General features: G+C 33.0%; 22 protein-coding genes and 1 pseudogene. All 23 read right to left on the minus strand.

The window, feature by feature from the left end:
• The coding region (locus NW238_RS02345) for a hypothetical protein (protein ID WP_258451757.1) at nucleotides 1–252 on the minus strand (252 nt) is incomplete at its 3' end.
• A 377-nt stretch (nucleotides 253–629) separates the two neighbouring features.
• A complete protein-coding gene (locus NW238_RS02350) occupies nucleotides 630–1,574 on the minus strand; it encodes a 2-dehydropantoate 2-reductase (protein WP_216505499.1) in 945 nt (314 codons plus the stop codon).
• Between the two features lie 205 nt (nucleotides 1,575–1,779).
• Nucleotides 1,780–3,483 carry an APC family permease gene (locus tag NW238_RS02355; RefSeq protein WP_216505500.1) on the minus strand — a complete coding sequence of 568 codons (1,704 nt, stop codon included), beginning with the start codon at nucleotides 3,481–3,483 and terminating at the stop codon, nucleotides 1,780–1,782.
• A gap of 269 nt (nucleotides 3,484–3,752) precedes the next feature.
• Nucleotides 3,753–4,193, minus strand: coding sequence for a 50S ribosomal protein L15 (gene rplO, locus NW238_RS02360; RefSeq protein ID WP_216505501.1), 441 nt, complete (start codon nucleotides 4,191–4,193; stop codon nucleotides 3,753–3,755).
• Between the two features lie 91 nt (nucleotides 4,194–4,284).
• The gene (gene rpsE / locus NW238_RS02365; RefSeq protein WP_216505502.1) at nucleotides 4,285–4,905 is read right to left on the minus strand and encodes a 30S ribosomal protein S5; all 621 of its coding nucleotides are present in this window, start codon (nucleotides 4,903–4,905) and stop codon (nucleotides 4,285–4,287) included.
• Entirely contained in the window at nucleotides 4,905–5,261 is a 357-nt protein-coding gene (rplR, locus tag NW238_RS02370) for a 50S ribosomal protein L18 (RefSeq protein WP_246526107.1), read from the minus strand. The genes rpsE and rplR overlap by 1 nt, the downstream gene beginning before the upstream one ends.
• An 18-nt stretch (nucleotides 5,262–5,279) precedes the next feature.
• A complete protein-coding gene (gene rplF / locus NW238_RS02375) occupies nucleotides 5,280–5,819 on the minus strand; it encodes a 50S ribosomal protein L6 (RefSeq protein WP_216567812.1) in 540 nt (179 codons plus the stop codon).
• A gap of 10 nt (nucleotides 5,820–5,829) precedes the next feature.
• Nucleotides 5,830–6,225 (minus strand): 30S ribosomal protein S8, encoded by a 396-nt coding sequence (gene rpsH / locus NW238_RS02380; RefSeq protein ID WP_171110832.1) that lies wholly within the window; start codon nucleotides 6,223–6,225, stop codon nucleotides 5,830–5,832.
• 2 nt (nucleotides 6,226–6,227) lie between these two features.
• Nucleotides 6,228–6,413, minus strand: coding sequence for a type Z 30S ribosomal protein S14 (locus tag NW238_RS02385; protein ID WP_171110835.1), 186 nt, complete (start codon nucleotides 6,411–6,413; stop codon nucleotides 6,228–6,230).
• A 2-nt stretch (nucleotides 6,414–6,415) separates the two neighbouring features.
• Nucleotides 6,416–6,961 carry a 50S ribosomal protein L5 gene (gene rplE / locus NW238_RS02390; protein ID WP_216505504.1) on the minus strand — a complete coding sequence of 182 codons (546 nt, stop codon included), beginning with the start codon at nucleotides 6,959–6,961 and terminating at the stop codon, nucleotides 6,416–6,418.
• Between the two features lie 2 nt (nucleotides 6,962–6,963).
• Nucleotides 6,964–7,284: a 50S ribosomal protein L24 gene (gene rplX, locus NW238_RS02395; RefSeq protein WP_216505505.1), complete on the minus strand. Its 321-nt coding sequence runs from the start codon at nucleotides 7,282–7,284 to the stop codon at nucleotides 6,964–6,966.
• A gap of 15 nt (nucleotides 7,285–7,299) precedes the next feature.
• On the minus strand, nucleotides 7,300–7,668 hold the full coding sequence (gene rplN / locus NW238_RS02400; protein WP_216505506.1) for a 50S ribosomal protein L14: 369 nt from the start codon (nucleotides 7,666–7,668) through the stop codon (nucleotides 7,300–7,302).
• Nucleotides 7,668–7,937 (minus strand): 30S ribosomal protein S17, encoded by a 270-nt coding sequence (gene rpsQ / locus NW238_RS02405; RefSeq protein WP_171110843.1) that lies wholly within the window; start codon nucleotides 7,935–7,937, stop codon nucleotides 7,668–7,670. Before rpsQ ends, rplN begins: the two co-directional genes overlap by 1 nt.
• The gene (gene rpmC, locus NW238_RS02410; protein WP_171110846.1) at nucleotides 7,937–8,131 is read right to left on the minus strand and encodes a 50S ribosomal protein L29; all 195 of its coding nucleotides are present in this window, start codon (nucleotides 8,129–8,131) and stop codon (nucleotides 7,937–7,939) included. Before rpmC ends, rpsQ begins: the two co-directional genes overlap by 1 nt.
• A complete protein-coding gene (gene rplP / locus NW238_RS02415) occupies nucleotides 8,131–8,562 on the minus strand; it encodes a 50S ribosomal protein L16 (RefSeq protein ID WP_216505507.1) in 432 nt (143 codons plus the stop codon). The genes rpmC and rplP overlap by 1 nt, the downstream gene beginning before the upstream one ends.
• On the minus strand, nucleotides 8,562–9,215 hold the full coding sequence (rpsC, locus tag NW238_RS02420) for a 30S ribosomal protein S3 (RefSeq protein WP_216505508.1): 654 nt from the start codon (nucleotides 9,213–9,215) through the stop codon (nucleotides 8,562–8,564). Before rpsC ends, rplP begins: the two co-directional genes overlap by 1 nt.
• Nucleotides 9,216–9,228: 13 nt before the next feature.
• Nucleotides 9,229–9,564: a 50S ribosomal protein L22 gene (gene rplV / locus NW238_RS02425; protein ID WP_171110851.1), complete on the minus strand. Its 336-nt coding sequence runs from the start codon at nucleotides 9,562–9,564 to the stop codon at nucleotides 9,229–9,231.
• Nucleotides 9,565–9,566: 2 nt separating this feature from the next.
• Nucleotides 9,567–9,842 (minus strand): 30S ribosomal protein S19, encoded by a 276-nt coding sequence (gene rpsS, locus NW238_RS02430; RefSeq protein WP_171110856.1) that lies wholly within the window; start codon nucleotides 9,840–9,842, stop codon nucleotides 9,567–9,569.
• A complete protein-coding gene (rplB, locus tag NW238_RS02435) occupies nucleotides 9,842–10,687 on the minus strand; it encodes a 50S ribosomal protein L2 (protein WP_258451759.1) in 846 nt (281 codons plus the stop codon). The genes rpsS and rplB overlap by 1 nt, the downstream gene beginning before the upstream one ends.
• Before the next feature lie 71 nt (nucleotides 10,688–10,758).
• Nucleotides 10,759–11,205 (minus strand): 50S ribosomal protein L23, encoded by a 447-nt coding sequence (gene rplW / locus NW238_RS02440; protein WP_258451760.1) that lies wholly within the window; start codon nucleotides 11,203–11,205, stop codon nucleotides 10,759–10,761.
• A 2-nt stretch (nucleotides 11,206–11,207) separates the two neighbouring features.
• Entirely contained in the window at nucleotides 11,208–12,230 is a 1,023-nt protein-coding gene (gene rplD, locus NW238_RS02445; protein ID WP_216505510.1) for a 50S ribosomal protein L4, read from the minus strand.
• 181 nt (nucleotides 12,231–12,411) lie between these two features.
• Nucleotides 12,412–13,071: pseudogene (gene rplC, locus NW238_RS02450) on the minus strand (50S ribosomal protein L3); the annotation flags it as partial.
• 60 nt (nucleotides 13,072–13,131) lie between these two features.
• Entirely contained in the window at nucleotides 13,132–13,440 is a 309-nt protein-coding gene (rpsJ, locus tag NW238_RS02455) for a 30S ribosomal protein S10 (protein ID WP_216505512.1), read from the minus strand.
• Between the last annotated feature and the right edge of the window lie 451 nt (nucleotides 13,441–13,891).

Here is a 13,891-nt window from a genome sequence, read left to right on the forward strand (position 1 = left end):
TCTTGCTATTTTCTTATCATTTTTTGTATTAATTAAATCATATGAAATATTATCAAGAACGTAATCGTCTGGATTAATATTTTTACCTTTGTAGATAAAAATAATATCATCGCTTGTAATTGAACCGACTTTTTTATTTTCGGAACCAGATTTTAATTTTGCTTGAATTTTATTGTCAATTAATGCAATGATAGTTGCAGTAGCTGTGGCAGAGGATGCAAGTGTTGTAATTGTTTTTAAAATTTTTCTCATTTCATTTTCCTTTGAATTTCATTTTAATAATTAATAGTTTGGTGATAGGCAAATATGTGTAAATTATATAATACTCAATTATATATACATATAATTATTAATTTTAATAAGGAATATAGCTCTAAATTATGATATTTTTCAGATTTCAACTTATCAAATATAAGTTAAATTAGTGATTTTGTAATTTGATGTAGATAATTATATTTCTATAACAACAATTCTGGGGATACGGTTTTTATTTTATCAATCTATAAATAAAGTTGTGTTTTTATCAGTTTTTTTAAAAAATGCCAAGCGCATACTCTTAACGCTTGGCATTTAATTTTAATAATAATGTGATAATATTATTTTTCAATTTAATTAAAGTGTTTTTAAAATTATTTGTTACCGTTTTTATTTTCTTTCGAATGAATTAAATGGGCAATAAAGGTGTTAATTGGTGTTGGTATATTGTGGGCTTTGCCCATACGTGCAACAGCACCATTTAAATAATCAATTTCTGTTAAACGTTTGTTTTTCATATCTTGATATAGCGAGGGATAGTGTAACCCTTGTTTATCAACCGGGAATGTACCGGCAACAATTTTGTGAACTAATTCCTTATCCATATCAACATTGTCTTCAGCCTTAGCAACTAAGGCCATTTCATCAATAATAGCTTTTGATATTTCGTAGTTGTGTTCGTATGAACCATATTCATTAATATTACAGTCAATTAAAGTACACATCGTGTTCAATACACAGTTAACTACTGCTTTGTTTCAAATTGAAGCATAAACATTTTGTGAATAACTCACATTCAAACCTGCCTTATTCAACTCCTCAACAATTTGCATAGTGTAATCTAGATTTTTTTCTTCAACTTGTTTTAAATCCATTTTACCACTACCGCCAGTTTTTAAAACACCAGGCCCACCTAAACCAGATGATCAAACAGTAGTACCAATCAATATATTTTCAGGCGTAATAAATTGTTTTAGAGTTGTGATGTGTCCTAACCCGTTTAGTACGCAGATAATTTTTGTTTTTGGATTCATTAAAGGATGTATAGTTTTTAACATATCCTTTAGTCCCATTGCTTTAGTAGCAACAAAAACCAAGTCAAAACTATCTTTAATTTGGTTAACTTCACTTGTGTGGTAAACAGGGAAATGTAAATATCCTTCATTGTTTCCATCAATAATAGCTTGCAAACCATTTTCCTTCATAGCGTCGACGTGGTCTTTTCAACCATCAATAGCCACAATATCGTGGCCAGATTTGTGCATCATGTAAGCAAATCTTAAACCCAAAGCACCCGCTCCGGCAAATAAAATTTTCATAATTTGTCTCCTTAAATTTTTACTTTTAATATTATATTAAAATCTTAGAATTGCTTATTAATAAGATAATATTTCCAATTAGATTTATAAATGAGCATAAAAGCAAATTAATAGTATAGTTTGACAAAAAAATATTTTAATATTAGCACTTAAGTATTTAAAAATAAAAAACAAGCGATTGCTTGCTTAAATTTAAATGTGCCAATTAATATTCAGTAATCAAAATTACTTGGATGTTAGTATTTGATTGCAAATTTAAGATAGCGTCGAAGTTTAAATTGTCTGGCAACGAATCAATAATTAAAATATTACGAAGGTTGGTTGAGCTCTGAATTAGTTGCGCAAACATCGATAAATCTAGGTGGTCATTTTGAAATTTTTTGTGATTAAATCTTCTTAATAAGATGGTTTCTGTTGGATAAGAATTAAGTAGCGAATTAATAACATTGTTTAGATTGCTTGGCTGAGCAATTAAAGGTTTAATGCTAAATTCACAATTTTTAATATTAATCTTTGAATTTTGACTTTGAAATTTGAATGTTGAACTATATTTAAAAAAATCATTGCGGAATTTTAAATATAGTTGATATGAGCCTAAAAATATTAAACCCATAAACATAAGTGCCAAATAAGATCCAACAATAATAATCACATTAGCATCGTAATCAGCACCAACGAGCGGAGGAAACAATGTCGATAACGCAACAAAAGCAATCATTATCGAAACTAATATATAAATTACTTTTTCTCATCATCTCACTTTTAACTCTTTATTTCGTATGGATATGACCAAAATTGATACGATGGCAAATAGATATTGAATAAAAAATACTAAATTACCTGCATTAAGAATCGTAGCAAAACTATCTTGTATTTTAAATATGGATGGAATAATTGATAAAAATATCATAGAAAGCACGGTTATTAAGGTCACAAAAATTGTAGCATTTTTATGTTGACCATTTTTAGCCACTTTTGATAAAGAATGAGGGATAAAACCATCTTGCGCAAGTGGAACAACGGTTTTAGCATAATAAACCATTGAAAAAATTGTTGAAGTTATTTGTCTAAACAACAAACCCAGAGTAAAGATAATTAAACCGGTAACACCTAAAGCTTTTTCCATTAAAGCCGCCACATAATTAGACTGTGTAGAATTGGCCAAGGGCGGAACAAAAATAAAAATTAGGTAAAAAACTAGATAAATGAAAATGATAATACCAAATAGATAAAGCAATATTTTTCTAAAGTTTTTTGTTTTAACCTCGGTGCTTAACCCTGCTAATCCTTCAACACCGGCAAAAGCATAAATGAAACTTAATATCGCACTAATAATTAAATAGGGTGTGATAGTTCCGGTTTTGGTTGTAAAAATATTGGTAGCTCTTGAGCCAGTGATTGTTAGATAAATAATTACCGCAAATATAAATACTAGTACAATTCATTTAATTAAAGCTGAGTAAAAAATCACTTTTTTAGAAATGTTTAAACTTAAGGCAGAAATGATTGTTAAAACAATGAAAAATAATAGTGAACAAATTTGTAATATTAATTGATATTTAAAATCAGCCACAAAAAAGCTTACTAATGTTGAAAAAAATAATGGAGTAGTTGCGCTAAAAAGAGGTGCTTGCATAAATTGATTTCAGCCATTGATATACCATAATCAACGGCGATGGGATGCATTTTTAACATATGCATAAGATCCTCCGCTTTGTTGCCCATACCATTGTGAACCTCTAGCAAAAGCCAGCATCACACCAGCAGCAATAAAAGCCGTGATGGCAAAAATTAACAAGCTATAGTTACCAGTTTTAATCACGCTAGAGATAGTAGCAATAAATCCAAAGCCAACAATATAGTTAATCCCATAAAAAATAAAACTTTTACCGCTAAATTTTTTATTCATAATTCCTTTCCGTATTAAAAATACTTATTTATTTTATACATAAAACCAATTGAAAAGAAATAAAAAAATCATTTTTTGCATCAAAAAAAGCTCTATAAATAAGTTTTTATTTTTTTAGGAAAAATGAAGTTTTAGTTAAATTTACAAACACGCCGTTTTTGGACTAAATTTAAGCCAAAAACTGCTAAATTGCTATATTAAATCGATTCAGATAACTCATAAAAAGCAAAAATAAAAAGTAAGTCGCGCTTACTTTTTAATGATTGGAATTAAAGTAGTGTGAATGATCCACCAGCTGCTTCGATAGCATCAATAGCTGTTTGAGAAGCTGCGTGAGTAGATACTGAAAGTTTTTTAGTAAGTTTACCATTACCTAAAATTTTAACAGGTAAGTTAGTTTTGATTAAATTAGCTTTAATTAGAGTTTCTAAATTAACTTGATCGTTTTCGTTAAATCTTTCTTCTAAATCTTTTAAATTAACAACTTGGTATTCAACGTGGTTAACGTTTGTGAAACCACGTTTACCAATACGACGGAATCAAGGTGTTTGTCCACCTTCAAATCCTGGTCTGTGTCCGTGACGTTTATTTTGACCCGATTGACCTTTACCAGCTTGTTTACCTTTACCAGCGGCGTGACCTCTACCAACACGGTGCTTGTCTTTGCGAGCACCGTGGGTTGGTTTTAATGATTCTAAATTTTTGTTCATTATATTTCCTTTCGTTAATTAAATATTATCGACTGTTTGAATAGTACTTTTGAAAACGAGTTCAAGTTGCTAAACTAAACTAAATATTTAATTATAGTAAGTCTTTGACGTCTTTACCTCTAATGTCGGCAATTTGTTCTGGTGTTCTCATTTGGGTTAAGGCTTTTAAAGTTGCTCTAACAATGTTAGATTTTGAACGTGAACCGTATGTTTTTGAATATACGTCAGTGTAACCAGCTAATTCAACAACTGCACGTACAGTTGATGAAGCAACAATCCCGGTACCTTTAGCGGCAGGTTTCAATAACACTTTAGAAGCCAAGAATTTAGCTTCGTTTTGGTGTGGTACTGTACCATTTAGAATTGGTAATGAGATTAAATTGTTTTTAGCGTCTTTAACTGCTTTTTTGATTGAATCGGGAACTTCATTTGCTTTTCCGTGACCAAATCCAACACGTCCCTTTTTATCACCAACAACCACAAAAGTTGAGAATGAGAATCTGCGTCCACCCTTAACGGTTTTAGATACTCTAGAAATTGAAATTACTTTTTCACTAAATTCGTTTTGGAATGAATCGTTTCTTCTTCTTGGTTGTCTACGTTCACGAGTTTGTTGTTTACGAACAGGTTTTGCGTCGCTATTAGCTTTTTCTTGAGGTTTTACAACTTCTTGAGTTGGAGCTGCTTGTGTTTGATTAATATTATCTGTCATTAGAATTTAACTCCTTGTGCGGTTTGTCTAACTGCTTCAGCGAATGCTTTAACACGACCGTGGTATACGTAACCTGAACGGTCAAATACGATTTCAGTTAATTTAAGAGCTTTGATTTTTTCACCCATTAATTCACCAGCTTTTTTAGCTGATTCGATGTTTCCCGCAAATTGTCCATTAACTAATGTTGATACACTAGCTAATGTAACACCTTTAGAGTCATCAATTAATTGTGCATAAAAGTTTTGGTGTGATTTGAAAACGCATAAACGAGGTTTCACGCTGGTGCCAATGATTGATTGACGTTCACGTAAATGTTTCTTTTGACGTGCTTGATTTCTTGATAATTGAGCCATAATTTTGTCCTTTCGAAACTACTTCGCAGCAGTTTTCCCTTCTTTACGACGAATAACTTCGTCTTTGTAAGCAATACCTTTACCTGAGTAAGGGCTTGGTTTTCTTGTTGCACGAACGATGGCAGCGAATTGGCCAACGCTTTCTTTTGAAATTGATGATAATGTAATTTCAGTTGGTTTTGGTAATTCAACTTTAACATCGGCAGGAATGTCTAATAATTCAAGGTGTGATTTACCAACAGCTAATTCTAATTGCTGTCCTTTTAGAACTGCTTTGTAACCAACCCCTTTAATAACCAATTCTCTTTTAAAACCTTCACTAACACCGATTAACATGTTTGAAATTAAAGCGTTAGTAGTTCCATGTAATTGTTTGGTTGATTTTTCTTCGTTTGCTCTTAGTGTGCTAATTTTATTTTCTTCAATTTTGATAGCAATAAGTGGTGAAAAGTTTGCTTCTAGAGTACCCAATTTACCTTTTACGCTAAATTTGGTTCCATCTAATGTTGCATCAACACCAGCAGGGATTGTTAAGATTCTGTTTCCTACACGTGACATAATCTACCCCCTATCAAATGATAGCGATAACTTCACCGCCAACATTTTCCTTACGCGCTTGTTTTTCAGTCATCATGCCTTTTGAAGTAGACACAATAGCTGTACCATAACCTGATAATACTGTAGGTAGGTCTTGAGCTGAAGAATAAACTCTTAGACCTGGTTTAGAAATACGTTTGAAATCAATGATTGCTCTTTGAGTTCCTTTGTATTTCAGGCTAACTTCTAAAGTTTTTTCAATGCCTTCACCTTTAACGTTTACGGCTTGAATGTAACCTTCAGATAATAGAATGTCAAGGATTTTAGCTTTTTTGCTTGAGAATGGAATGTTTACTGTTTTAAATTTTCTTTGGTTGGCGTTTTTAATACGCACAATCATATCTGAGATTGGATCTGTAATAAACATAATTATCAACTCGCTTTCTTATATCCTGGGATTTGTCCAGCGTGTGCTTTAACACGGAAACAAATACGACAGATTTTAAATTTTCTTAAAACAGCGTGTGGACGACCACAAATTTCGCAACGTGTGTAAGCACGTGTTGAAAATTTCGCATGTTTCTTTTGTTTAACTTTTAACGAAACCTTAGCCATAATTATTTATCTCCTTTAGCAAATCTAATTCCAATTAATTCAAGCATTCTTTTAGCTTCAACATCTGAGTTAGTTGTTGTAATTAATTGAACGTCTAATCCTTTAATTCTTCTGATTTTGTCAAAATCAATTTCTGGGAAAATGATTTCTTCTCTAATTCCTAATGAGTAATTTCCTCTGCCATCGAAGGCTTTAGGGTTTGCCCCGCGGAAATCACGGATACGAGGCATTGAAATGTGAATTAATTTTTCTAAAAAGTCTCACATTTTTTCTCTACGTAGAGTAACTTTACCCCCCATAGGCATGCCTTCTCTTAATTTTCATGATGCGTTTGATTTTCTAGCAACTGTTTGGTAGGGTTTTTGGCTAGAAATTAGTGTTAATTCGTTTAAAACTTCTTCAATTGCTTTTGAGTTTGTAACTTCTCTACCTGCGGTCATATTTAAAACAATTTTTTCAAGACGAGGTACTTGCATAATTGATTTAAATTTGAATTCGTCCATTAATGCAGGTACGACTTTTTCTAAATAGTGTTTCTTTAAGTTCATAATTAATATTCCTTATTAGTTTTCTTGATAATTCTTGTTTTTTGACCATTTTTATCGATTTGGTAACCGATTCTTGAAATTGTAGGAGCTGTTGTTTTAGTTCCTTTTTTAGCTATTACTGCGATGTTTGATACGTGGATTGGACCTTCTTGTTTCTTAATAGCGCCATCTGATGCTTGTGAAGGTTTTTTGTGTTTGATTTGCATGTTAACATCTTTAATGAAAACTTGGTTATTTTTAGAGTCAATGCGGATAATACGTCCTTGTGCTCATTTGTGAGCACCTGAAATTACAACAACTTCGTCGTTTACTTTAAATTTCATAATATTAATCCTTCCCTATAAAACTTCTGGTGCAAGAGAAACAATTTTTAAATATCCCTTGTCACGTAGTTCACGAGCAACTGGTCCAAAGACACGAGTTCCTCTCATTGATTTATCATCTTTAATAATAACTACTGCGTTGTCATCAAATTTAATGTGCGAACCATTCGGTCTTTTGATACCGTAACGTGATCTAACAATCACCGCTTTAACAACTTGACCTTCTTTAACTGCTGCATTTGGCAATGCCTTTTTAACTGAACAAATAATGATGTCACCGATGTTGGCGGTCTTTTTACGTGAACCACCTAAAACTCTAATAACACCAACTTCTTTAGCACCTGAGTTATCAGCAACCTTTAATTTAGATAATTCAATAACCATTATTCTTCTCCTCTAGCAGCTTTTTGTTTAATTTCCACTAAACGGAAGTGTTTGGTTTTTGATAGTGGACGTGTTTCCATAATTGAAACAATGTCACCAACTGATGCTAATAATTTTTCGTCGTGAACAGCGAAACGTTTTACAACTCTATAACGTTTTGAGTATAAAGAGTGTGAACGGTAGCTTTCAACTTCAACAAAAATTGTTTTGTCGCCACGAACAGAAGTAACTTTACCAGTTAAACTTTTACGTGTTGTTGTTCTTTCCATTATTTGTCTCCTTTAATTTGTTCAATTGCAGTTAAACATTTTGCAATGTCTTTTTTAACAGCGTTAATTTTGTGGCTTTGGTCTAATTGTCCGGTAGCGTTTTTAAAACGTAAAGTTAATAATTCCGCTTTAAGGTCGTTAATAAGTTTTTGTAATTCATCAACTGATTTTGATTTGATATCTTTATAAAGCATTATTGTTGACCTCCTTGTGATTCATCTTTAGTAATAATTTTTCATTTAACAGGTAACTTGTGTCCACCTAAACGTAGAGCGTCACGAGCAATTTCTTCTTTAACACCTGAAACTTCAAACATCATTGTATTGACTTTAACTGGTGTATATCATTTGTCTGGAGACCCCTTACCTGACCCCATACGAACACCAATTGGTTTAGATGTTTTTTGGAAGTGAGGGAAAATTCTAATAAAAACTTGTCCTTCACGACCCATACGACGAGTAATCGCAATACGGGCTGATTCTATTTGACGAGCATCTACTCATGCAGATGTTATGGCTTGTAAACCGAATTCGCCAAATGAAACTTTGTTACCTTTGTGAGCTTTACGTTTATCGTGACGTAAAACGAAAGGTTTACGATATTTGGTTCTTTTTGGTTGAAGCATTATTTATTTCCTCCTTCCAAAATTTCACCTTTAGAGATTCAAACTTTAACACCAATTGCACCGTATGTTGTACGCGCTGTTGCTTGTGCGTAATCAACATCTTGTCTTAAGGTATGTAGTTTCATTTCTCCACGAGAATATCCTTCTGTACGAGCCATATCAACTCCGTTTAAACGGCCTGAAACAGCTGTTTTGATACCTTTTGCTCTTGCTTTTAATGCATCGTTGATAATGTATTTTTGAGCAATTCTAAAGCTTTCACGATTTTCGAGTTTCATCGCAATAGCTTCCGCAGCTAAACGAGCGTTTAATTCTGGTTTAGCGATTTGCATTACTTGTAAATTAATATCAAGTTTTTTGTCTTTTAAATGTTTATGTAAAGCTACATTTAGAGCTTCAATGTTAGCACCGTTTTCGCCTAAAATTTTGGCTGGGTTTGCTACATGTAAAATAACAGTTACTTTATTTGATTGTGTTCTTTTGATTTCCACTTGACCGATTTGGTATTTACGTACTAATTTATCGAAGAATTTGTAAATTTTATCGTCTTGAACTAATAATGATCCAAATTCTTTTTTGTCTGCAAATCATGTTGTGTTGTGTGCCTTAGTTACACCGTAACGAAAGCCATTTGGATTAACTTTTTGTCCCATAATATTGCCTTTCTTAGTTTCTTTCTTCTAAAACTACAGATAAATTTGATGTACGTTTAAAAATTGAGAATGCTCTACCTTGTGAGTGAGGTTGGAATCTTTTTAGTGTTGGTCCCTCATTAACTATAACTTCTTTAACAAATAATTTTGATGCATCCATTCCGTGGTTGTTTGTTGCGTTGGCAATTGCTGAATTGATTAATTTAATAAATAGTTCTGAAGCTTTTTTATTTGTATTTCTTAAAATACCTAATGCTTCACGTACGTCTTTACCTCTAAATAAGGCAGCTACTAAATTAGCTTTACGTACACTAATACGTTGAATTTTTACGTGTGCTTTTGCTTGCATAACTATTTTTTACCTTTATCAGCACCGTGACCATTGTAAGTTCTTGTTGGAGCAAATTCTCCAAGTTTGTGTCCTACCATGTCATCAGTTACATATACATCAATAAAGTTTTTACCATTGTGAACTTGGAATGTTAGACCAACAAAGCTTGGGAAGATTGTTGAACGTCTTGATCAAGTTTTGATTGGTTTTTTAGCTGCGCCACCTTCAACGATTGCATCAACTTTTTTTAGTAAGTGATCATCGGCGAATGGGCCTTTTTTAAGACTACGAGCCATTATTTAGCATCCTTTCTTCTTCTTAGAATCAATTTGTTTGAAGATTTCTTAGTTTTTCTAGTTTTAACACCAAGAGCTTTTTTACCTCAAGGTGTAAGAGGTGATTTACGTCCGATAGGTTGTTTACCTTCACCACCACCGTGTGGGTGATCTACTGGGTTCATAACTGAACCACGAACTGTAGGTCTCACACCCATGTGACGGTTTCTACCAGCTTTCCCTAAGTCAACTAGTAGGTGTTCTTCATTTCCAACTTCTCCAATTGTTGCACGGCAACGAGCAAGAATACGACGTGTTTCGCCTGATTTTAGACGTAGAACAACGTATTTTCCGTCGTCATCTTTACCTAAGATTTGTGCACTGGTACCAGCTGAACGAGCGATAATACCGCCCCCTCCTGGTTGCATCTCGATATTGTGGATTAAGGTACCTTCTGGAATTGATGATAGAGGTAATGTGTTACCTACTAAGATATCAACATCTGTACCTGAAATAACTGTTTGTCCCACTTTAAGTCCTTTTGGAGTTAAAATGTATCTTTTTTCTCCGTCAGCATATGCTAATAATGAAATATTAGCTGAACGGTTTGGGTCATATTCAATTGACTTAACCACTGCCGGAACATTGTCTTTATTACGTTTGAAGTCGATTAGTCTATAAAATCTCTTCACACGGCCACCTTGGTGTCTTACAGTAATTTTACCTTGGTTATTACGACCAGCATTTTTCTTTAAAATTACTAGTAAAGATTTTTCAGGAGCATGTCCTGATAGGTTTTTGCCGTAGTCTAGAGATGACATATTACGACGACCGTTAGTAATTGGCTTGTAATGTTTAATTGCCATGTCTATATACTCCTTTGCTTAAAAATATATGAGGAAGTTTGTCTTTTAAGCAATCTTTTTAATCCTCTTTATTACGCTTCTTTTTTAGTAGCGGCTTTTTTTGTTGTAGCTTTTTTAGTAGATTTTTTAGCTGCGATTTTGGCTGCTAATTCTTCTTCTTTAGCTTTATCTGCTGCTTTAGCCTCTTGTGCTTTAGCGGATTTTTGAGCTTGTTTAGCTTCGTCTTGTGCTTCTGATTCATTAGGGTAGAAAACAATTTTGTCATCAGCCGCTAATGTAACAATAGCTTTTTTGTAACGGTTAGTAAAACCATTAAAACGTCCTACTCTCTTAGCTTTTTTATCAACTTTGATTGTATTAACGTCAGTTACTTTAACTTGGAAAATAAATTCCACAGCGTGTTTGATTTGGTATTTATTTGCGTGATAGTCAACTTCAAAAGTGTATTTATTTTGAGCTTGTAGAAGGTTAGTTTTTTCTGTAAGAATAGGTTTACGAATGATTTGTGTTAATTCCATAATTATTTTCTCCCTTTTTCTACGAAATGAGTTAGACCTTCGTTTGATAGTACTAATACGTCTGCTCAAATTAATGCTTCAACAGTAACTGATGCAGGTTTAATAACCGCAACATTGGCAACATTACCTAATGATTTGTAAACTGTTTCATCACTTGATACAACTAAAACGTGTTTTACGTGTGTTAGTTTTAATGTGTCTAATTTAGCAACCGCTTCTTTAGTTGAAATGTTTGCTAATTTAAAATCATCAACAATAACTGCATTGTCTTGTGCCAATAATGTTAAAGCACTTAGGAAGGCAGCTTTTTTAGCTTTCTTATTAACTTTTAGGTTGTAGTTTCTTTCGGTTCTAGGGCCAAAAGCACGTCCACCACCTACTCATATTGGTGATCTTGTCGAACCGGCACGAGCACGTCCTGTACCTTTTTGTCTTCAAGGTTTTTTACCACCACCTCTAACTTCAGCACGTGATTTAACTGAGTGGGTGCCTTGTCTTCTTGAGGCTCTTTCTGACATAATTGTGTCAAAAATTGCTTGTTCATAAATTTTTTCTAAGTTGAATACTTCAGCAGGTAATTTTGAATTGTCGAAATCAAATTTCGCTTGTTCATCAACTTTAGTTACTTTAGAAGTTTTAGCTTTAGTTGTTGTTTTAGCAACTTTAGCTTTTGGTTCTGTCGATTCAACTTTTTTGGTTGCTTTTTCTTTCGCTTCTGAAACATCAACTAGTTTTTCTTCATTGATGAATTCAATTGCATTTTCATCTTTAACATTTTTGCTTGCGACAGCATCAATAATGTTAACAATTTTCGCTGAGGTTGTTGAACCTGAAAATTGTCCACCTCTATGGAATCAAACTCTTGATTCTCCTTCAAGTTTATCAGCATCTTTTTGAAATTGTTCTAGAGCTTCTTTAAATGTTTTGAAGTTTTTTGATCTGGCTGCACCTTCTTTTTTAAGGTTGAACGAGATTACATTGTCTTTACCGAATTTTTCAGATAAGTAAAATTTGTTAACTGACATATTAGTTTTCTCCTTCTTTAGCTGCTTCTGCTTCTTTAGCAGCAGCTTCTTCTGCTAATTTAGCTGCTTCTGCTTCAAGAATTAGAGGTTCCAATTCACTTGAGTGCATTCCAACTTTAACTTCAATACCGAATTTTTTAGCTCTTTCAACTAATTCATTCATCTTAATAACTTCATCAACATCAACTAGAACAACTGGTTTATGGTTTGGTAAACCTTTAACAGCTTCTTTGATGATAACAAGTGATTTTTTAGGTCCGGGAATCGATCCTTTAACCAATAAAATATTGTTTACAGTGTCAACTTTAACAACTTCAAGGTTTTGTACAGTAGTTTGTACAGCACCTAAATGACCAGGCATTGTCATACCTTTGAAAACTTTGTTTCCAGCGATATCACCAAGTGATCCAGTTTGTCTAACTGGTTGGCTACCACCACCACCACCGTGTGATTTAGGTCCGATGTGTTGGTTTCATCTTTTAATGGTTCCGGCAAAACCTTTACCTTTTGATGTACCGGTAACGTCAACAAGTTGTCCTGATGTGAATAAATCAGCTTTAACTTCTTGTCCTAATTCATAGCCTTGCATGCCACGAATTTCTTTAATGTAGCGCTTAGGTGTTGTATTTGCTTGTTTGAATTGACCTGCTAAAGGTTTGTTAATTCTTGAAGCTCTTAAATCCTCAACTGCTAATTGGGTTGCAACATACCCGTTAACTTCAGCAGTTAAAACTTTAGACACAACATTTGGTCTAACTTCAATGACTGTAACTGGAACAGCTTGTCCATCTTCAGTAAAGATTTGGGTCATACCAATTTTACGTCCTAAGATTCCTTTCATAATTTCTCCTTCTCGTTAGAAAACTAACGACCATTGCTTGATATACAAGTTGGCTTTATTTTATTTTTGTGTAATTTCGCTAATTTGAACACCAGCTGGAAATTCGAATCTACGAATTTGGTCTAGTGTTTTAGCATCAGCGTTGATTAGAGTAACAAGTCTTTGGTGTACTCTTGCTTCGAATTGTTCACGAGATTTTTTGTTAATGTGAACCGATCTAAGAATTGTAACAACGTGTCTTCTTGTTGGCACTGCTACAGGTCCTGAGAACTTAACATTATTTTTTTGTGCGATTTCAACGATTTTTTTCGCAGCAAAATCTAATTGTTCATGTTCGAAGGCTTTTAGCTTGATATTAATTTTGCTCATGTTGTCTCCTTTGTTCATATGCGAACGTTACTCCACATAAATTACTTAAGTAGTCCTCAACAACGTATTGGCCACTTAACAACCTTATGCTTCACAGTAATAGTTGCTTTTATATTCTATATTAAAATTAGAATTTCGTAAATAAATATTTCATGTTTTTATATTGGCTTATCACTTGTTATGAACCACCAAAAAGCGTTGTTATCAAAAAATATGAAATTGTTAATTAATATTACGATTTTGAATGTTTTTGATAATTTAATAATTCCAGCACTGTTTAACAAAAAAAGTTTGATTTTAATGTTAGAACAAATCAATTTGTGTTTAACGGATATATGATACACCAAAAAGCGTTGTTAAATAATAATTATATTTTTAAACTTATTACCTATATATAATGGGTAAGAGATTGTCTGAAATAATTAATATTGTGGACAAATAACAAAAAAGC

Origin of the sequence: Mycoplasma zalophidermidis (assembly GCF_024742155.1) — a bacterium.
Lineage (GTDB): Bacteria > Bacillota_I > Bacilli_A > Mycoplasmatales > Metamycoplasmataceae > Mycoplasmopsis > Mycoplasmopsis zalophidermidis.